General features: G+C 58.8%; 19 protein-coding genes. 7 read left to right on the forward strand and 12 right to left on the reverse strand.

The window, feature by feature from the left end:
• Nucleotides 1–85: 85 nt before the first annotated feature.
• A complete protein-coding gene (locus tag ACVILL_RS21245) occupies nucleotides 86–592 on the forward strand; it encodes a transcriptional repressor (protein WP_456730830.1) in 507 nt (168 codons plus the stop codon).
• A gap of 164 nt (nucleotides 593–756) precedes the next feature.
• Here the strand turns inward: ACVILL_RS21245 and ACVILL_RS21250 are convergent, their stop codons facing one another.
• Genes ACVILL_RS21250 through ACVILL_RS21260 form a run of 3 tightly spaced genes read right to left on the reverse strand, consistent with a single transcriptional unit; the run spans nucleotide 757 to nucleotide 4,350 of the window.
• Nucleotides 757–2,226: a DUF3526 domain-containing protein gene (locus ACVILL_RS21250; RefSeq protein WP_456730831.1), complete on the reverse strand. Its 1,470-nt coding sequence runs from the start codon at nucleotides 2,224–2,226 to the stop codon at nucleotides 757–759.
• Nucleotides 2,227–2,246: 20 nt separating this feature from the next.
• Complete coding sequence (locus ACVILL_RS21255; protein WP_456730832.1) at nucleotides 2,247–3,644, reverse strand: ABC transporter permease subunit; 1,398 nt, start codon at nucleotides 3,642–3,644, stop codon at nucleotides 2,247–2,249.
• 1 nt (nucleotide 3,645) lies between these two features.
• Nucleotides 3,646–4,350, reverse strand: a complete 705-nt coding sequence (locus ACVILL_RS21260) for an ABC transporter ATP-binding protein (RefSeq protein WP_456730833.1) — start codon at nucleotides 4,348–4,350, stop codon at nucleotides 3,646–3,648.
• A 463-nt stretch (nucleotides 4,351–4,813) separates the two neighbouring features.
• Between ACVILL_RS21260 and ACVILL_RS21265 the strand changes: the two genes are divergently transcribed.
• The 3 genes from ACVILL_RS21265 (at nucleotide 4,814) to ACVILL_RS21275 (ending at nucleotide 9,262) form a co-directional block, all read left to right on the forward strand.
• On the forward strand, nucleotides 4,814–6,922 hold the full coding sequence (locus tag ACVILL_RS21265) for a TonB-dependent receptor (protein WP_456734321.1): 2,109 nt from the start codon (nucleotides 4,814–4,816) through the stop codon (nucleotides 6,920–6,922).
• Complete coding sequence (locus tag ACVILL_RS21270) at nucleotides 6,922–8,358, forward strand: PepSY domain-containing protein (protein WP_456730834.1); 1,437 nt, start codon at nucleotides 6,922–6,924, stop codon at nucleotides 8,356–8,358. Before ACVILL_RS21265 ends, ACVILL_RS21270 begins: the two co-directional genes overlap by 1 nt.
• A gap of 574 nt (nucleotides 8,359–8,932) precedes the next feature.
• Nucleotides 8,933–9,262 carry a hypothetical protein gene (locus tag ACVILL_RS21275; protein WP_456730835.1) on the forward strand — a complete coding sequence of 110 codons (330 nt, stop codon included), beginning with the start codon at nucleotides 8,933–8,935 and terminating at the stop codon, nucleotides 9,260–9,262.
• Nucleotides 9,263–9,279: 17 nt separating this feature from the next.
• Here ACVILL_RS21275 and ACVILL_RS21280 read toward each other — a convergent pair whose 3' ends face one another.
• Nucleotides 9,280–9,621 carry an ArsR/SmtB family transcription factor gene (locus ACVILL_RS21280; protein ID WP_456730836.1) on the reverse strand — a complete coding sequence of 114 codons (342 nt, stop codon included), beginning with the start codon at nucleotides 9,619–9,621 and terminating at the stop codon, nucleotides 9,280–9,282.
• Nucleotides 9,622–9,877: 256 nt separating this feature from the next.
• Here ACVILL_RS21280 and ACVILL_RS21285 point away from each other — a divergent pair, with 256 nt between their 5' ends.
• Complete coding sequence (locus tag ACVILL_RS21285) at nucleotides 9,878–10,015, forward strand: hypothetical protein (RefSeq protein ID WP_456730837.1); 138 nt, start codon at nucleotides 9,878–9,880, stop codon at nucleotides 10,013–10,015.
• Nucleotides 10,016–10,345: 330 nt separating this feature from the next.
• On the opposite strand, the gene ACVILL_RS21290 is transcribed toward ACVILL_RS21285, so the two are convergent.
• The 8 genes from ACVILL_RS21290 to ACVILL_RS21325 all read right to left on the reverse strand — a co-directional run bounded on the left by ACVILL_RS21290 (nucleotide 10,346) and on the right by ACVILL_RS21325 (nucleotide 16,307).
• Complete coding sequence (locus tag ACVILL_RS21290) at nucleotides 10,346–10,639, reverse strand: nitrate reductase (protein ID WP_456730838.1); 294 nt, start codon at nucleotides 10,637–10,639, stop codon at nucleotides 10,346–10,348.
• A 46-nt stretch (nucleotides 10,640–10,685) separates the two neighbouring features.
• Complete coding sequence (locus tag ACVILL_RS21295) at nucleotides 10,686–11,657, reverse strand: CobW family GTP-binding protein (protein WP_456730839.1); 972 nt, start codon at nucleotides 11,655–11,657, stop codon at nucleotides 10,686–10,688.
• Between the two features lie 93 nt (nucleotides 11,658–11,750).
• A complete protein-coding gene (locus ACVILL_RS21300) occupies nucleotides 11,751–12,638 on the reverse strand; it encodes a metal ABC transporter substrate-binding protein (protein ID WP_456730840.1) in 888 nt (295 codons plus the stop codon).
• A 45-nt stretch (nucleotides 12,639–12,683) separates the two neighbouring features.
• Nucleotides 12,684–13,550 carry a metal ABC transporter permease gene (locus tag ACVILL_RS21305; protein ID WP_456730841.1) on the reverse strand — a complete coding sequence of 289 codons (867 nt, stop codon included), beginning with the start codon at nucleotides 13,548–13,550 and terminating at the stop codon, nucleotides 12,684–12,686.
• Entirely contained in the window at nucleotides 13,547–14,347 is an 801-nt protein-coding gene (locus tag ACVILL_RS21310; RefSeq protein ID WP_456730842.1) for a metal ABC transporter ATP-binding protein, read from the reverse strand. The genes ACVILL_RS21305 and ACVILL_RS21310 overlap by 4 nt, the downstream gene beginning before the upstream one ends.
• Entirely contained in the window at nucleotides 14,344–14,502 is a 159-nt protein-coding gene (locus ACVILL_RS21315; RefSeq protein ID WP_456730843.1) for a hypothetical protein, read from the reverse strand. Before ACVILL_RS21315 ends, ACVILL_RS21310 begins: the two co-directional genes overlap by 4 nt.
• A gap of 53 nt (nucleotides 14,503–14,555) precedes the next feature.
• Nucleotides 14,556–15,905 (reverse strand): CobW family GTP-binding protein, encoded by a 1,350-nt coding sequence (locus ACVILL_RS21320; RefSeq protein ID WP_456730844.1) that lies wholly within the window; start codon nucleotides 15,903–15,905, stop codon nucleotides 14,556–14,558.
• Nucleotides 15,906–16,307 (reverse strand): Fur family transcriptional regulator, encoded by a 402-nt coding sequence (locus ACVILL_RS21325; RefSeq protein WP_456730845.1) that lies wholly within the window; start codon nucleotides 16,305–16,307, stop codon nucleotides 15,906–15,908.
• An 85-nt stretch (nucleotides 16,308–16,392) separates the two neighbouring features.
• Here ACVILL_RS21325 and ACVILL_RS21330 point away from each other — a divergent pair, with 85 nt between their 5' ends.
• Complete coding sequence (locus tag ACVILL_RS21330) at nucleotides 16,393–17,601, forward strand: GTP-binding protein (RefSeq protein WP_456734322.1); 1,209 nt, start codon at nucleotides 16,393–16,395, stop codon at nucleotides 17,599–17,601.
• Complete coding sequence (locus ACVILL_RS21335) at nucleotides 17,598–17,882, forward strand: hypothetical protein (RefSeq protein ID WP_456730846.1); 285 nt, start codon at nucleotides 17,598–17,600, stop codon at nucleotides 17,880–17,882. The genes ACVILL_RS21330 and ACVILL_RS21335 overlap by 4 nt, the downstream gene beginning before the upstream one ends.
• Nucleotides 17,883–17,920 lie beyond the last annotated feature (38 nt).

Genomic DNA, 17,920 nt, shown 5'->3' on the forward strand with positions numbered 1-17,920 from the left:
TGGTCATGAACGATCCTTGGTGTAATGTCGTAACAATACAGTGCCTGTTATACTGTTACACCTGGGACAGTCAAGGTGAGATGGAATGCACCGCGACCCAAATCCGCGCGGAACTCGCGTGCACGAGGAGATGCATGGTCACGCCGTCGGCGGCGACGCAGTTGAATCTCGCGCCCGCTCGTACGCGGTGTCGAAAGGGGTGCCGTTCACGCCGATGCGCCAAAGCGTGCTTGCCTTGCTCGCGACGTCTGGAAAGCCGATGAGCGCCTACGAGATCGCAGAGAAAGTGAGCGATGCGCGAAAGCTCAAGACCGTGCAAGTCTACCGTGCGCTCGAATTTTTGCAGGAGGCAGGGTGCGTCCATCGGCTGGCGTCCCGCTCGGCGTATTTCGCCTGCGATCATCTGCACGGAGAAGGCGAAACGGTTGTCTTCATGGTTTGCGCGCAATGTGGCGCAGTTCAAGAGGCAGCGTCCGAACTGGTGGCGCGCGGCTTGCGGGGCGCAGCGAAAACAACCGGCTTCAGGCCCTGGCATCCGATGATCGAGGTGGAGGGCCAGTGTGCGGAATGCGCGGGTACGCCTGAACGCTAGCCCTCAAGGCTTGTGGCAGGATCGGTCAATCTCGCGGTCAGGCGCAAGGAATATTGCTGGCGAGCAGCGGCAAGCGTCACACCCCGTCTGGGCTTCACTGCGGTGTCGATAGCTTTGGCGATTCTCTGTACCAGAGGTGTCTTGATCGGAAACGCTTTGGACAGTCACGCGATCGATCGGCGGGACGCGCGCCTGAGCGCGAGGCCGCCAAGCACGGATGCGAGCGCCAGCACCAACATGGCCCGCCACCAGATGCTCCATCTGATTTCGCTTGCCGGGATCTCAATCCAATGCCATCGGGGCAATGATGACAGGTCACGCACGGTCATGGCGCGGCTTTCCAGGATTCTGGGAGAGAAATACTGCCGCCATTTTTCGTGGAAAGTCTCGGTCTGATCCTTGAACGCGAGGAAACGACGTGAATCGGTACCGGCGATGGAGGTCAGCGCTTCATTGACGAGAATCGCAGGCGACAGCCAGCTCAGTCGATCGACAAGTTTTTGCTGTTGCAGCAGTTGCTGATCAAAGCGCTTCAAAAGCGGCTCGATTTGTTCGTCGACTTTTTGCTTGGCCAGAAAAAACGCGCGCATGCGCGACGGCACTTCGACGCGTTCGTCTTTCACCAGCAGCGCTTCCGGATCGGAGGCATAGCGGTAGTCCGCGCTATAGAGGCCCTCGTACTCGCGCAAGGATTCCGCCGTCGCAACGCGCGTGCGGCTCGCCAATTCCGTGCGGGAAGGCGCCGGGCTGACGAAACCTACGACAAGGTTCATTGTCACCGGCAAGACGAGCACAAGAAATGTCCAGGTCGCCACCATGATCAAGGCATTCGTCGAAGAGGAATAACCGCTGGCGTTGACCAGAGCCGCGACCGCAAACCAGAACAAAGTGTAAGCCGCGACCAGTGCTGACCACGAAAGCATCAAGACCAGTTGCTCCCCGCCTCGGGTTTCGGGACGGATGAGAATCAGCACGACAAGCGGCAGGGGAATCGCGATCGCCAGCAGCGCGAGCATGCGCACGACGATTTTCCCGATCAGCAAGGTACTGACGGAAAGGGGTTGCGAACATAGCATGCGTAGGGTGCCATGTTCACGCTCCGCCGACAGAAGGTTGTAGCCGAGCGTCGTGACCAGCAGAGGCAATACGAACACGATGACGAAGGCGAGGTCGAAGTGCCCGCTGAGCAGATTCCATGGATTTTCGATTTCCGTGTCGTACATGAACTGAACTTTGCTCAGATAGGTGATGCGATAATAATTGGGCATCATGTCCGACTGACCGATCGCCAGCGTCGCGAGCGGCGCGTTGGGCATGGTGGCGTAGCGCCCGGACAGGGAGCCTGCCATCGCAGCAGGGTTCGCCGGATTGGAGAAAGGTATCAGCGCGGTTTTGCCGCCGAGAACGGACTGGAGCGTCTCACTATTTGCCGCTTGGTTCTCTTTTTCGTGTTTGAGGACTTGGTCGACCATGCGGTCGCGGAGCGTTGCTTGCGCCAGTCCCACAAACAGTCCGTAACCTACCATGAGGGCCAGAACGCAACACACCAACGGCAGCGTGCGATCGCGCAAAAGGATGCGGGCTTCATGTCGTACAATCAGCGACAAATTCGAAAGCGGACGACGCTTGATCATTATCATCATCATCCGAATATCTAGCGCATCAGCGGACGGGTGAGCGCGTACAGCGCGAGCACGCCGGAGAGGCAGAACACGACGGCGAGCAGTACAAGGCTTGTCCAATGGTGCGCCAAGGCGAACGAAACAGACGGAAGTTCATACTTGAATTGCGGCACGCTCGCCCACAGCTCGGGACCAGCCTTATAGGTGAAGTGCGCATTGCCCAAGCGATCGGCGTGTTCGATCAGGTCTTCACTGACAATGTTTTGAATCGTCCGCCGCTGGGTTTCGGCCGCGGTTGAGAAGTCGCGATGTTGCGAAAAGTCCGTTCCCGCCATGCCCATCGAGAAGCCGCGGAGTGCAACGACCGGTGCAACGAGGCCGACCCAAACTTGCGCGCGCTGTTGACGCTCGAATGTATCCCAAAGCTTGCCGAAGTTCTCATCAAGTGCGCCGTAGCCAGCCTCGTCGTCAACCTTTAGCGCCGCACCCCATTTGTTGAGTGGAACCGATGGATCCCACGGCATTCGCGCACCGAAATGGGTGGACCAGGCCTTGCGGCCAGCATCGGCCACGTCGTGCGCGAGATGATTGTCAAAGTCGAGCCGGGACGGTGTAGGATAAAGCAAATTGGCTGCCTCGGAGGCGGTGCGCGGAGCAATCAGCGTTGCAGCGACCCAGAAGCTCAGCAGCAAGACCAGGGCTGCCCGCGATGAACGTACAAGAGCCGATACCGCAAGCGTCAGAAATACGAAAAAGCCGAGATAGAGCCCATATCCCACCGCGAGCCACGCGATCCGATACACCACGTCGAGGCGCTCTCCAGCGGGTAGGCGAGCAACGATGAGCACCGCAAAGGCCATGCCGACTGGAGCAGTCAAAGCACCAACGCAGATCGCTAGCGCAGCCGCTTTGCCGAAGAGGAGGCTTCGCGGGGGTACGCCCAGGCTGAGAAGCTGGCGCAACGTTCCGCGTTCGCGTTCGCCGCTCACGGCGTTGAAGCCGATGACGATAATGAGCAGTGGCACCAAAACCTGAAGTAGCCAGGCCGGTGATAACTCGCCGAACCGCTGCAATCCGGTGGCATCCTGGGCCGGTCGGAACTTGAGTTCGCTCTGGCGATGCGCCTGAAGCCAGACGGTCGAGCCGACAAACGGCCCAATGCCGGGATCGAAGACGGTAAGCGATGGTTCAGGCTTGAACACGTGCATGCCCTGTTCCGCCGCATCGTGCGGGTGGCGATAGCCTTGTTGAAGCCAGGCGTCGTAGTCGAGGGCTTGGCCGGCCGACCGTTCGCTATTCAGCTGAACTTGCCGATTCAACCCGGCCGCGAGAGCCACCAGCATGAGGACGACCACCAGACCTCCAGCCCAGATCAGGCGCCCGTCGTGAGCCAATTCGCGGAGATCCTTAACGGCGATGATTGCGAACACGTCAATTCTTCATGTGCTTGAGGTACAGCATTTCAAGATCGGCGTGGCTGACGTCCTCGCTCCTGAGTTCCTCCACCAGCCGCCCGTGCTTCATGATGCCGATGCGTGTCCCGGTCTGCTTCGCGTGAAAGAGATCGTGCGTCGTTGTAAATACCGCTACGCCGTCGTTGCTGGCCTTGACGAGAAGCTCGGAGAACTCGTTAGCCGCAGACGGATCAAGTCCCGAGGTCGGCTCGTCGAGCAGAAGGGCTTTGGCGTTCTTGGCCAGCGCGATGGCAATGCCCACCTTCTGGCGCATTCCTTTGGAGTAGGTCGCGACCCTGTCGTCGGCTGCTTGACGAGGCAGACCGGCTGCCTCGAGCAGCTCAAGCAGCCGCAGCCGCGGCAAGCGCTCACCAATTGCGAGCGAAGAGAAGAATGTCAGGTTTTCCAAACCTGTGAGCACGCCATAGAGCGTGACCTGTTCGGGGATATACGCGAGCAGCCGCTTCGTCTCGAGAGGCTGACGCACCACGTCAAGCTTGCCGATTTGCAGGCTACCGGATGTCGGTTGGAGAAAATTCAGGAACAGATTGACCAGCGTCGTCTTGCCTGCGCCGTTGGCCCCGAGCAGGCAGTAGATCTCGCCGGGCTGGACACTGAGCGAGACTTTGTCCAGGGCGCTTTTGGCGCCGAACTGTTTCGTTACTTCAATAGCATCGAGCATGGATTTCTTGAGCCTTAATCCGCCACCGCGCGACGACACTGTGGTGTGTGGTACCCAGCAACAGTGACGAGGGTCTCGCCGATGGCGATCCGTTCGCCTCTTGACGCATGCAACGTTATAACATTACATCATTCGCGCGGGGAAGCCTCGATGTGGGACGAGGTGGTTTGTGGGGGCAAGCGTGCGTTATCTGTCGAGTTCGGTTTCTCTTTCAACGCTTTTGATAGCGGCAGACGTTTTTTCTCTTGGCGTGGTCCAAGCGCAAGCTCAGATGCCTTCGTCACTAACCGGCCAGCCAGCGACTTCGTTGCCGCCGGTAACCGTTGATGCGCCACAGCAGCGATCAACGGCCAGAGTGGCGACGCCGTCGAGCGCGCAGAGAGGTCGGGTCTCGCGCACGAGCAGAAATCCGCGATTACCAACCACTGCCGAAGTGTCGCCGCACTCGCTAGGGCAACAGCAAATGCCGGCGACGCCGCTCAACACCAATACGGTTACGCAGAGCGCGAGCCGCTTGGGACTAACCGCGCGGGAAACTCCAGCGACAGTTGAGGTCGTCGACGCGAGCACGATCCGCGAGCAGGGCTACCACAACATGCTCGATACCGTTAAGGGAGCGACTGGCGTCCAGGCGGGAGATGCGCCGAACGACATCTCATTCGCGATGCGCGGTTTCCAAGGCAATCAGATCAACGTGACCTACAACGGCATCAATATTGGGCCGACGGGCTTCACGGCCTTGACGATGGAGACCTTCAATCTCGACCATGTTGAATTCCTCAAGGGTCCGTCGTCGCTGATGTCGGGCGAAGCCGCGGTCGGTGGCGCCATCAATTACGTCACCAAGACGCCGCACACCGGCCCCATCCAGAACGAGGCATTTGTCGGATTTGATTCCTACGGCAGCTACCGGACCGGCTTTGGATCCGGCGGCAGCACCAAAATTCAGGGTCTCGACTATCGCTTCGATATCAGTCAGTCGAACGTGAATGGATTCATCGATGGTACCGACGCGAAGAACCTGCACGTGTCTGGGCAACTCGACTATCGCCTCTCGGACACCTTCAAGGTGTTCGCCGCAGCAGAATACAAGAACTATTACGGCCACATCTACGAAGGAACACCGCTCGTTCCCGTAGCATTTAGTGGTCCCTACGCGACCAACGGGGTCGTATCGGGCACGAAGGTGTCAGATTACAACGGCACCAACCTCGGCGCTGTCACGATCGACAGCCGGACGCTCAACACGAACTACAATGTGCTGGACAACCACAAGACTATCGACGAGACGTGGTTCCGCACCGGATTTGAATGGAATCTCGCAAACAACGTCACGCTAAGAAGCCAGACTTACGAGTACAATTCGAGTCGTGACTGGTACAACAGCGAGGTCAGTGCCTTCAATACTACCGACAACAAGGTGGATCGCGAGCGCTTCTTCGTGCATCACAATCAGAACACCGTCGGCAACAATACCGACGTGACCTGGGACTCGCGTTTCTTCGGTTTGGACAATCGCCTGGTCACTGGCGTCGAGGCCTACCATCTGGACTTTACCCGCCCCGCGGCTGCCAACTTTCCTTACGACCAGGTCAACCTGGTCGACCCCACCCGCGGGTATTACGGCCTGCTTACGACACAGCGTCAGACCGCCACCATCGACAGCATCGCATTCAACATCGAAGATCGTCTGAAGCTGACGCCGACCTTCGCCCTGATTGGCGGCCTGCGCTACAATCCGTTCTCGCTCGATCGCGACTCGACAAACGTTTACGGCGCAACAAAGGCCGGCTTTCCCTACTCGGCCAACTGGGACCCGGTCACAGGCCGGATCGGCTACACCTGGGAAGCGTTTCAGGGCACCACGTTCTACAGCCAGTATGCCACGGCCAGCGATTTGTCAGGCGGAAGCATCTTTCTCTTGAGCCCGACGCAGAAGCTTGTGCTTACGGATGCGCGTAGCTACGAGACCGGCGTTAAGAACCTGTGGTGGAACGGCCGTGCCGAATGGACCTTTTCGGCCTTCGACATCGAGCGCAGCAATGTCTACACGGCGCAGGCCGGACAGACTCTCAACCTTGCAGGAAAGGTCAAATCGCAAGGTATCGAGTTCGCTGCGGCGGTGCGGCCGGTCCCCGAGCTCAAGCTCTGGGGCAACGTCGCCTACGTCCACGCCCGCTATGCGGACTATGATTTCACCGGCGGCTCATTCTCCGGAAACGCACCGCCCAACATTCCTGCGTTGGTGGTGAACGGCGGGGCATCCTACCGCTTCCTTAATCCGGGCTGGCTGCCGGTCGAAGCTGGCTTCTCGGTGCGTCACGTCGGTGATCGCTATACCACCGATGCCAACACGGTGACGATGCTGGCTTATACGACGGCTGACGTATTTGCGTTCGTCGACATTCCCAAATCCCGGACGTTCCCCACATTCGACAACACGCGTGTCACGTTCCGGGTTCGAAATCTCACGGACAAGATATATGCCGCCTGGAGTGACCCATTCTACCCTGACCAGATTTTCCTGGGAGCACGGCGAACATACGAAATTGAGACGTCGTTCAAGTTCTGATGGTAGTCCGCCTACAGCGATTCCTGGTCCTTATCCATCGCTGGCTGAGCATTCCGCTGTGCCTGCTGTTCGCGATGTGGTTTGCATCCGGTATCGTGATGCACTTTGTGCCGTTTCCTGTGCTCACCGAAACCGAACGGTTCGCTGGACTACCGGCCATCGACGTCTCCGTGATAAAGCACAGCCCGGCCGAGGCCGTCGCAGCGAGCCTTCTCAAGGGCGTTACGCGAGTGCGCTTGTGGCAGCGCAGCGACGGTCCTGTCTACCTGGTGTCTACGTCCTCCGGCATGAAAGCCTTGCGTGCCGACGATTTGCGCGCGGCCGATGTCGGGTCCGAGCTGGTTGCTGTGGCCATCGCGTCAGAGCATGCGCGTTTACGCGGCTTCGCTTCCGCTTCCACTACATTGGTTCGGCTGGCCGAATATGATCAATGGACGGTACCGAACAGCTTCGATCCTTATCGACCTCTCTATCGCGTTGCCCTGAACGATCATGCGGGAACGGAGCTTTACGTCTCCTCGCGCACCGGTGAGATCGTAAGCGACTCGACGCGCAGTGAGCGTGCATGGAACTACGTTGGAAGCATCGCGCATTGGATCTACCCGACCGTACTGCGCAGAAACTGGGCAGTCTGGAACGTTACGGTCTGGTGGCTATCCCTTGCTGCTGTCCTCGCGGCATTGTCGGGCGTTATCGTGGGTCTGTTTCGTCTCAAGCGCGTGCGGGGCCGTATCGTATCTCCTTACCGACGATGGCATGCTTGGCATCACTGGCTCGGATTGACGTGCGCCGTTTTCGTCATGACTTGGATTGTCAGCGGGTGGCTATCGATGGACCATGGCCGTCTCTTTTCCACCGGCGCGCTGACCACATCGGAAGCGGATCGGATTGCCGGCACGGCGGCTTGGGAAAGTCTGACGTCAATAGGAGTCGCCCCACCTACCACCCGAGAAATCGAATGGTTCGCTCTCGGCGCCCGTATCTATCGGCGTATTCGAACGGTGATCGACACTCAGCAGCTTTCCCTCGTCGATCCGCTGTCAGGTGCGTCGTCTTCCTCGTTCTTGCAGGCCGACGAAGTCAACGCCGCCATCGTCCACGCGCTCGGAGGCTGCTCGAGCACGTCCGTCGTGACGCGAGGCGATGAATATATCATCGCATCTGACGCTGCAGCGGCTCCGGTCTATCGGTCCATCTGCGGAGAGGTCTGGTACCAAGTCGATGGCGCCAGCGGCGCCAACCTGGAAAAGCTTGATCCACAACGTCGAAGCTATCGCTGGCTGTACCGCGCGCTGCATACCCTCGACCTTCCCGTCTTGATGGCGCGCCCAGAACTGCGTACGACCCTCGTTGTTGTTTTATGCGCTTTGGGCGCAGCATTCAGTGTCACCGGGATCCTGATTGCCTGGCGGCGACTGCGATTGGAATTTCGCTGACTCCGTCGAAATGATCTGCCCGTGCTCAGCTGGCGGAGCCTCTATCGCCGGGCCGGGAAACAGCGAGGTTGCAAGCGCTCGCAAAGGGGAAACCCGTGACTCTGACGAGAGCTTCTCAAAACTGCCAACTGGTCGTCGATATGCCTCGCAAGCCGACCGCTGCGGAATGATCTTGGCCATGGCGCAGATGTGGAACCTGCTCGCGGGTGATGCCGGTCTCGTCTCGTTCGGCCAAGGTGTTTGTCGGAATCGGGGCCTCTTTGGGATCACCGACGCGCTCGATGTGTCCCCCTATTTGGGGGCTGCCGATCGCGCCGCTTGCCTGCGCGGTGTTTGCCGCCGTGATTGCGCTGCAGCTGTTCGACCTGTTCCACGAATCCCAAAATCCCCACATGATGTAGCCGTAGGCCTCCCATCAAAGTCATGGACCGTGGCTACGTCTTGCCACGGTCCGCGCTAGGACAGGGCGGGCCTGTGCCCGCTGCGACGGGGAAATTCCTCGTAGCGCTCACTCACACTGCGGCTGATTCGCCAGAGGAGATCAGGCCAGTCTCAGGGGACCGTGATCGTCACAATGGTCGCCGTGGGCGTGATGCAAGCGTCCGTCGACGAGATAGTCGATGTGGTCCCCATGGGGCACTGCCTCATGTCCACAACCGGGGCCGTGGGTATGAGAGGCGCATTTCGTATCGGGCGTGCAGCGCACAGGGTTTGCGGCGCTGACAGCGATCACATGCTCATCGACATGATCGCCATGCATGTGATGCAGGTGACCGTCGTGCAGATAGTCGACATGGCCGTCATGTCGGACGGCGGTATGTCCGCAGTTCGGGCCATGTTGATGGGTGTGGTTGGCATGATGCTTCTCGTTACACGCGCTCATTGTTCATTCCTTCCGTATTGATCTCGAACTGCCCGAGATCAGATGTTGTGCCTTTCGGCGGCATGTTCGATGGCGCTCTCAACCAGTCGAAGAACATGGTCATCGGAGAGCGCATAGTAGATGTGCTTTGCCTCTCGCCTGCGCTTGACCAGCCGCACCGCATGGAGCGTCTTCAGGCGCGCCGATACCGTGGTCAAATTCTCGTCTTCCAACTCCGCCAGTTCCGACACACAGACTTCGCCGCTGGCGAGGTGGGCCAGCAAACGCAACCGGGCTGGATCGCCGAGCGCTCGAAACATCGCAGACGCCTCCTCAAGCTGGAGGTCGTTCGGCAGTTTTGCGATCGGCCGTGGAGAATGGAGATGCGTATTGCGTGCCATTCATACTCCATCAGTCCAACGATCCATGGATTAATAGTTGGACTTGGTGCTGTCAAGCCCGACGTGGCGGCGGCGGCCTTGAGTTGAAGGCGCTCGCGCAGACTCACCTGAGTTGGACCTTCAACGGCGTGGACCCTGCCACTGAGATGCTCAAGGTCGCCCGGGAACCCTAACTTCGCGCGTCGTCTGTCTCCCGCTGTCGAGGTACGTCGCGTTCGCAATTGCCTCCGGTGTGGATACTGAGCGCGCCCAGGCAATGCGCGGGATCATCGAGGCCAATCTGAATATGCTCAACCCCGAGCAGGACGAAGCGATTCTGCGTGAGGCTGGATTCTCCAACATCAGCCAGTTCTACGCCGCCTTCACTTGGCGAGGATGGGTGGCGCACGGCTGATCCGCTTCGCATCTGTCAAGCTCCACGAGCGGTTTGGCGACGCCAATTGCGAGCCAGTGATTCCCGAGCCAGACGTAGCATTTCTCCCGTCTGCTACATTGACGAGGTCTGATTCCAGCCCGCAGCCCAGCGCGCATCCGTGCGCCGGCACAGAACGGTGGGGCCCAAGCGTCGTATCGTGCTTTAAACCCGATGACGATGGTGAATGCAGCGCCAGCCTTGCAATGAGACAAACTCAAGGGGTAACTAGACCCGAATTCGGCGATCGGATCTTGGTGACAGCGTCGGGGAGGCATACGCTCCCAAAAGGTGGATGCTAGGAGCCAACCATCACGTCAGGTCGTCTTGATCGCCTCCAAAAGCCTTCACCAAATCCTTCAACGTCACTTCGGGAATCGGTTTATGGATGCGGGCCAGACGCGGCTTCTCGCCGTTGATGAGTACCGCGACGACTGTCTCGGTGTCGGGGCAATCCCTATCGCTGCAATTCAATTCGGTAACGGAAATTGTGACTTCTTCCGTCAGGTCCAGGTGCCGGCGCGCCTCTTCCTTCAACCGCGCGACGGATTCCGGGTACCCAATCTTTGATTTGCGGGCGAACGGATTTACAAATGACGATGACATGTCGTGCTTCAACCCGACTGTTCAATTCGGTCCTTGCATTGCGGGACTAGACTTGGCAGGCCTCAAATCCCGTGCGCAACACGTCTTCCGGCAAATTTCTTCCGATGAAGACGAGGCGGCTCTCGCGCGGCTCGGTCTCTTTCCAAGGCCGCTGTGGGGCGCCATCGATCAGCATGTGCACGCCCTGGACGACAAACCGGTCGGGGTCATCCCTGAAAGCCAGAATGCCTTTCATGCGAAGGATGTCCACGCCGAGTTTTTGGACGATCATCTGGATCCATGGCAGGAAACGATCGGGGTCCAAGTCTCGGCTTGACTTCAGCGACAAGCTCTTGACGTGACTGTCGTGCTCATGCGCGTGCGTCTCATTCATGAAGTCGGGCTCGAATTCCAGGATTCGATTCAGATCGAACGCATCCATGCCCATGACCTTGCCAAGGTCGACAGAGCACTTCTCGGTGTGATGTAGCTTGGCGTATGGGTTGATCTGGCGGATGCGAGCTTCAACTTGCTGGATTTCGTCAGAGGTGACCAGATCGGTCTTATTGATGAGAATGACATCGGCAAATGCGATCTGTTCCTGCGCCTCGTGCGCGCTCTCGATCTCGCCAAGCAGGTGCTTGGCGTCGATCACGGTCACGATCGCGTCGAGCTTCGTCCTCTTGCGAACCTCTTCGTCGACTATGAACGTTTGCGCAACTGGCGCGGGATCGGCCAGGCCCGTCGTTTCGACAATGATGCCGTCGAATTTACCTTTGCGCTTCATCAAGCCTTCGATGATGCGTATGAGATCTCCACGAACGGTGCAGCAGATGCAGCCGTTGTTCATCTCGAAGATCTCTTCATCGGCGTTGACGATGAGGTCGTTGTCGATGCCGACTTCGCCAAATTCGTTGACGATCACCGCATAGCGCTTCCCGTGGGTTTCGGTCAGAATGCGGTTCAACAGCGTGGTCTTGCCCGATCCGAGGTAACCCGTGAGAACAGTGACGGGCGTTTGAACGTCGAGGTTAGTCATCGTGAACACTCCGGGTCTGACGGGCCAAAAATCCACACGGTCTCGTCCAATCTATGAAGGGATAGTATAATATACGATACGCGTGGACAACGGTTATTCGGATAGCGCGGAGATCAAGGTCCGAAGGTTGGAACGAAACATGTCAAGATAGGTCGGTGCAGGGCCGTCGGGAGCCGAAAGAGAATCCGAGTAGAGCGTTCCACCGATCACCGCGCCGGTCTCGCTGGAAAGTTGACCAACAAGCCGAGGATCGGTGACGTTCTCCAGAAAGACGGCCGGGATTCTCTCGGTTTTGATCTGACGTACAATCCTGGCGAGGTCCTGCGCCGAAGGTGCGCTTTCGGTGCTGATACCTTCGGGGGCAATGAACTCGAAACCGTAGGCGGCACCGAAATAGCCGAACGCATCATGCGTGGTAATGATTTTGCGCCGCTCTGTTGGAATCTTGGCGACTGCGGCTCTCACCTCCGCATCGAGCTCGTCGATTTCATCAATCAGTCTTTGGGCATTCGTCTCGAATGTCGCCTTGTCGTTCGGATCTGCCTTGGCCAAGCCATCCCGTATGTTCGCAACATAGATCTTGCCATTTTGCAGATCCTGCCAGGCATGCGGATCGGTCACCCTGGTGCCGTCTTCCACCATTTCCCGCGGCTTGACGCCGGCGCTTGCTGTTACAAGGACGCCGCGAAAGCCGGACGCGTCATGCAATCGAGGCATCCAGCCTTCCAGTCCCAGGCCGTTCATAACAAGGACCTTCGCGTCTCCGAGATGTCTGGCATCAGCAGGCGTGGGATGGAACGTGTGAACATCGCCATTGGGCGCCACGAGCGTCATCACGGCTATGCGGTCGCCACCGACTTCGCGGGCGAGATCGCCGAGAATGGAAAATGATGTGACAACCAGAATCTTGTCGGAAGCATTCGCTGGATGTTCCCAACCAGCAAGCGCTGACATAAGCAAGGCGCTCAATATGCTGATCATCGCTCGATTGTGTCTCACGAGCTGCGTCCTCCAGGACAAACTGGGTCAGGCTTCGAGATGGCGCACCGGAAGCAACTTGGTGAGGACACTGCCGCGCGGACCAAAGAGCATGGAAAGAACGTAACACCCACCACAGGTGACGACGATGGTCGGGCCAGACGCCATGTTCAGGTAGTATGAGAGAAGGAGGCCAACGTAGCAGCCTGCAAGGGCGAAGATGACGGCGAACATGATGAGCTGGAAGACTTCGTCGGCCCAAAATCGCGCGGTCGCGGCGGGCAGGAGCATGATGCCGACGGCCATCAGTGTGCCGAGTGCGTTGAAGCTTCCCACGAGGCTCAACACCACCAAGACAAGAAAGGAAAGATGCACAACGGAACTGGAACGGCTCACGGAGCGCAGGAATTGTGCATCGATGCACTCCACGACGAGGGGGCGGTAGATGATCGCCAGTCCGATCATGCTGATGGTTGCGATGGCGCCCATCAAAAGCAGGGATTTGTTGTCAAGCGAGAGCACGGTGCCGAACAGGACCTGCATTAGATCGACATTTGAGCCACGGGCAGAAACGATGAGGACTCCAGCTGCGAGGGACATCAGGTAGAATGCCGCTAGGCTTGCATCCTCCTTGAGGACGGTGGATCGGCTGACCGCTCCCGCCAGGAGCGCAACGCTCAGGCCTGCGATCAAGCCGCCTGCGGACATGGCCGACAGGGAAAATCCCGCAACCAGATAGCCAATCGCGACCCCAGGCAGGATCGCGTGGCTCATCGCGTCCCCCATCAGGCTCATCCGTCGAAGCATCAAAAATACGCCGATCGGCGGGGCGCCTAGCGACAGCGCAAAGCATCCGACCAGCGCCCGGCGCATGAACGAGAACTCGACGAATGGCCCGATAAGAAGATCGATCATGACTTCTTTTGCGCCTCATGCTTTCCACGCTGACACAGTTCGGCATTCTCGTCCCACGCCTCGCACAGCTGACGCGCGCGCCTGAGATTATTGTCCGTCAGGACGGCCGCGCTGTCGCCCCAGGCAACCAGCTCGCGTGCGAGCAACAGAGTTTGTGGAAAGTTCGTTCGTGCTTGGTCGAGGTCATGGACTGCCGCGATGATGGTTCGTCCTTCCTCACGCCATCTCTGAATGATTGCAATCAGGTCCGACACTGTCCGGCTATCGATCGCAGCAAACGGTTCATCGAGCAGAATAATCGGCGCATCTTGCAGCATGAGTCGTGCAAATAGGGCCCGTTGGAACTGGCCACCGGAAAGAGAGCCGATCAGGCGATCTTCGAAGCCGGCGAGGCCGACCAAGTCGAGCGCCTGCCTCGCGCGCAGCTCCAGTTGCGTATCAAGGGGGCGCCAACCGCCAATCTCGTGCCACAGACCCATCGAGACCAGATCGAACAATCGCAACGGAAAGCTTCGATCGATTTCCTTCAGTTGGGGCAAATACGCGAAGTCGCGCGGATTTGCTCCCTTGCGGTCGAGTCTTCCCTGCAGCGGCTTGACATCCCCAATGATGCCTTTGAGCAGGGTCGATTTGCCTGCGCCATTGGGACCGACGAGGGCAATGAGATCGCCTCGCGCGACGGTGCCGTTGAGATGGTGCACTGCCGGATGCCGGTCGTATCCGAGCGTCAGATCCTCGAAGGAGAGAGCGACGTTGTTCGACTTCGGAGGAGCGGAATATACGATGGCCGGCCTCATGATCTGACGACCAGCGCAATTGCCAACCAAAGGATTGCTACCAACATCGTGATCGGAATCAGCCGGTGAGCGACGCCGGTGCGGAGCGGCGAAAAGCGAAGCCGCGACGTATCGTTGTCGCGCATCGCGGCGGGCTTGGAGTTCGCGGCCGTCATTGTGCCCAACCCCTTCGTTCGAATATGTTGTGCATGGCGTCCAATCACCGACGTTACATTATAGCAGTCGCTTCTATCGAAGTGGCCGTCAAGGCCTGCATGCGTGATGGAGAGAGAATGAAAACAGGCAGATTCCGCAAACTCGGACGACGGTCCTGCCAGTTCATTTCGGATAGATGTGTCGGCGTGCAAACAGAATCTGTCGGCCCGTATAAGGGATTGCAATCGCGATGGCCGGCGCGATGATGTTCCGACAGGTGGTTTGAGACCGACAGCACGGCTGCCCCCACCGCGATCGCAAACGCTGCAGCGATCAGCACAAGCGCGACGGGCGCAGCTCTCGGTCTCTTCAATCCGGCCAACACATCGAACAATTGCTGGACTGTCTCGGGATCGATATCCCGACAGATGAGGACAATGCGAGTTCGGCGATCCTCGGAGGGCCATTGTTCAAGACGGTGGAAGGGATAGACCGTGTGCTGCACCACATGAATCAAAATGGGCCGATCGACATCATCCGAAACTGAAATCAGGCCCTTGACGCGCAACAGCCGGTCGCCGGCGGCGCGCTGGAGCAGGAAGACAAATCCATCCAGATCCGTCTGTGAGACCGGCTCGTCTCTGATGATGCTGAACGTCTGTATCCGGCCGGCGTGGCGGCCCTTGGTGGTTGCGGCATGCTCGCCCGACTGCTCGGCCGCGAGCACGCGATCCAGCGCAAGCCAGTCTTCAACGTCCTCCTTGCGTTGCGCAGTCGCGAATTCGCGAGCCTCGAACAGATACGCGATGGCGAATCCGGCGCCGTGGCGGTCAACGACCTCCGCGGTCGGATTGATGTCGGCAATTTGCCGGCGCAGGTCCTCAATCGGGCTCTCTGCCAAGTCTATCTTGGTCAGGACGATGCGATCGGCAAATGCAATCTGCTTGAGGCACTCGAAATGTCGCTCCAGCGTTTGTTCAGCAGCCAGGACATCCACGACGCAGACAAAACCCGCCAAATGAAACCGCCGAGCTACGACGTGATCGCGCAAACCCGTTGCGGGCGTGCCGCCAGGAATAAGTTGGTTGACCACGGGGGCGGGATCCGCAAGACCTGTCGTCTCGACGATCACCCTTGAAAAGTTGCGGCCGAGTTGCTTTTGGACGCTCTCATGGAGTTCGAAGAGCGAGGTTCTGATGTCGCTGCCGGCGGTGCAGCACAGGCAGCCCGTTGTCGTGATCATCATCTCGCGTTCGCCAACGCGGACAAGATCGTGATCAATCGAGATGTCACCGAATTCATTGATGATGACGGCGGTGTCGCCGAATGCCGGGTCGCGGAGAAGGTCGTTCAAAAGCGTCGATTTGCCGGCGCCGAGAAAGCCGGAAAGCACGATTACTGGTGTCGATTGTGGCGCCACCATCTAGGCGTGCGATCCCACGCACGCATTGCATTGACCCTTGAGTTCAATGACTGCGGTTTCGATCTTGAAACCATGTTTGTCGGCTGTTGCTCTGAGACGCCGAAAGGCATCGGCTTCATCGAGTTCTTCCACATTGCCGCAGTCGCGACAGATTGCGAATACCGCAGCCCCATGCCGATGCTGGGGGTCAACGCAGGCGACATAGGCGTTGATTGTCTCAAGCCGGTGAGCAGCTCCCTGTTCGATCAGCTTGTTGAGTGCGCGATAGACCGTCGGCGGCGCTGATATCTCATGCTTGCGGGCGGCATCAAGGACTTCATAGGCCGTCATGGGCCCACCTGCCGTCTGCAGGATACGCAAAATCTGCTGATGTTTTGGCGCCTTGGCAATTGCGCGCTTCATCGAGGTCTCCTCAATTCTTCAAACGGCGGTTGACGGATGTTATAATATACGACTAAACCTGCCGCACAAGTCGCAGAGGCTCATGATGGCTCATCAAAATCTTCCGGTCACCGTTCTTTCTGGGTTCCTTGGCGCGGGCAAGACGACGCTCTTGAACCACATGCTCGCCAACAGCGAGGGACGCCGGATCGCGGTGATCGTCAACGACATGAGCGAAGTCAACATCGATGCGGAGCTTGTGCGCCAGGATGGAGGCCTGACGCGGACCGATGAAACGCTGGTCGAAATGACCAATGGCTGCATCTGTTGCACGCTCCGCGAGGATCTGCTGGTCGAAGTCCGGAAACTGGCTTCGAGCGGCCGCTTCGATGCCTTGGTGATTGAGTCGACCGGGGTTGGTGAACCGCTGCCGGTCGCGGCCACTTTCGAATTCCGGGACGAGGAGGGCGCCAGCCTTTCCGATGTTGCTCGTCTTGACACCATGGTGACGGTCGTGGATGCGGCCAGTCTGCTCGCGAACTATTCCAGCCAGGACTTCCTTCGAGATCGAGGCGAAGTTGCCGGCCCTGAGGACGACAGGGTGCTCGTCGACCTTCTGGTCGAGCAAATCGAGTTTGCCGACGTGATCGTGCTCAACAAGGTTTCGGCGGCCTCTCTGGAGCATCTCGAGATCGCGCGCGCGATCGTCCGGTCCCTGAATTCCGATGCCAGAATTATCGAGACAGATTTCGCGACTGTGCCTCTCGATCAGGTACTGGGGACCAATTCCTTCGATTTCGAGAAGGCTCATCGCCACCCGCTCTGGTTCAGGGAGCTCAACGGCTTCAAGGACCACATCCCGGAAACCGAGGAGTATGGCGTGCGGTCCTTCGTCTATCGTGCCCGCCGTCCGTTTCATCCCGGACGTTTCCAGGCATTCTGCAATGAACCCTGGCCGGGGGTCATTCGCGCCAAGGGATTCTTCTGGCTCGCGACGCGCCCGAATTTTGTCGGCGAACTGGCGCTTGCGGGAGCCATGGTCCGAACGTCGAAACGGGGGCTGTGGTGGTCGGCTGTCCCGCAGCAGCGATGGCCCGAGGATCCCGGTTGGCGGCAGAGCATGAAGCCTTATCTCGACCCGGTGTGGGGCGACCGGCGGCAGGAGATCGTGATCATCGGCATCGATCCGATGGACGAGGCGTCCATCCGCCGCCGTCTCGACAGCTGCCTGGTCGGAGAGTCCGATCATTTCACTCCGGAAGCGTGGCGCGGTTTGCCAGACCCATTCCCGTCCTGGACAAAGGACGCGGCATGACGAACCGAACGATCGGCCGCTTGCGGGAAGAGATGCTTCATACGTCCGAAGAGACGGACGCGTCAGCAGTACCGCCCCGCTTTGACGAAGCGCGCGATCACATCGGCTTGGCGATCGAACGCATCGAGCGGGCAGGCATTCCGGCTGAAACGCTTCACGCCGTCTTGATGAGCGAGACGTTGCCGCGCTTGATCCATGAGCACGGCCCGCTCTGGGTCGCTGCCATGCTTGCACAGTTTTCTTCGGCGCTCATTCGTGACGCTGGATCCAAGCGTCAATAGACAAGAGCATCAAAGCCCGAGTGAGATTGGAGTGTCAT

It is taken from the genome of Bradyrhizobium sp. USDA 3364 (assembly GCF_054056355.1).

Excerpts from the sequence above, each read along its gene's own strand:
- ACVILL_RS21295 (WP_456730839.1), bottom strand. The coding sequence starts at position 11,657 with ATGACTAACCTCGACGTTCAAACGCCCGTCACTGTTCTCACGGGTTAC.
- ACVILL_RS21330 (WP_456734322.1), top strand. The coding sequence starts at position 16,393 with ATGGCTCATCAAAATCTTCCGGTCACCGTTCTTTCTGGGTTCCTTGGC.
- ACVILL_RS21250 (WP_456730831.1), bottom strand. The coding sequence starts at position 2,226 with ATGATCAAGCGTCGTCCGCTTTCGAATTTGTCGCTGATTGTACGACAT.
- ACVILL_RS21325 (WP_456730845.1), bottom strand. The coding sequence starts at position 16,307 with ATGAAGCGCGCAATTGCCAAGGCGCCAAAACATCAGCAGATTTTGCGT.
- ACVILL_RS21335 (WP_456730846.1), top strand. The coding sequence starts at position 17,598 with ATGACGAACCGAACGATCGGCCGCTTGCGGGAAGAGATGCTTCATACG.
- ACVILL_RS21275 (WP_456730835.1), top strand. The coding sequence starts at position 8,933 with ATGGTCGCCGTGGGCGTGATGCAAGCGTCCGTCGACGAGATAGTCGAT.
- ACVILL_RS21320 (WP_456730844.1), bottom strand. The coding sequence starts at position 15,905 with ATGGTGGCGCCACAATCGACACCAGTAATCGTGCTTTCCGGCTTTCTC.
- ACVILL_RS21280 (WP_456730836.1), bottom strand. The coding sequence starts at position 9,621 with ATGGCACGCAATACGCATCTCCATTCTCCACGGCCGATCGCAAAACTG.
- ACVILL_RS21290 (WP_456730838.1), bottom strand. The coding sequence starts at position 10,639 with ATGTCATCGTCATTTGTAAATCCGTTCGCCCGCAAATCAAAGATTGGG.
- ACVILL_RS21310 (WP_456730842.1), bottom strand. The coding sequence starts at position 14,347 with ATGAGGCCGGCCATCGTATATTCCGCTCCTCCGAAGTCGAACAACGTC.
- ACVILL_RS21260 (WP_456730833.1), bottom strand. The coding sequence starts at position 4,350 with ATGCTCGATGCTATTGAAGTAACGAAACAGTTCGGCGCCAAAAGCGCC.
- ACVILL_RS21270 (WP_456730834.1), top strand. The coding sequence starts at position 6,922 with ATGGTAGTCCGCCTACAGCGATTCCTGGTCCTTATCCATCGCTGGCTG.
- ACVILL_RS21305 (WP_456730841.1), bottom strand. The coding sequence starts at position 13,550 with ATGATCGATCTTCTTATCGGGCCATTCGTCGAGTTCTCGTTCATGCGC.
- ACVILL_RS21265 (WP_456734321.1), top strand. The coding sequence starts at position 4,814 with ATGCCGGCGACGCCGCTCAACACCAATACGGTTACGCAGAGCGCGAGC.
- ACVILL_RS21285 (WP_456730837.1), top strand. The coding sequence starts at position 9,878 with ATGCGCGGGATCATCGAGGCCAATCTGAATATGCTCAACCCCGAGCAG.
- ACVILL_RS21245 (WP_456730830.1), top strand. The coding sequence starts at position 86 with ATGCACCGCGACCCAAATCCGCGCGGAACTCGCGTGCACGAGGAGATG.
- ACVILL_RS21315 (WP_456730843.1), bottom strand. The coding sequence starts at position 14,502 with ATGACGGCCGCGAACTCCAAGCCCGCCGCGATGCGCGACAACGATACG.
- ACVILL_RS21300 (WP_456730840.1), bottom strand. The coding sequence starts at position 12,638 with ATGATCAGCATATTGAGCGCCTTGCTTATGTCAGCGCTTGCTGGTTGG.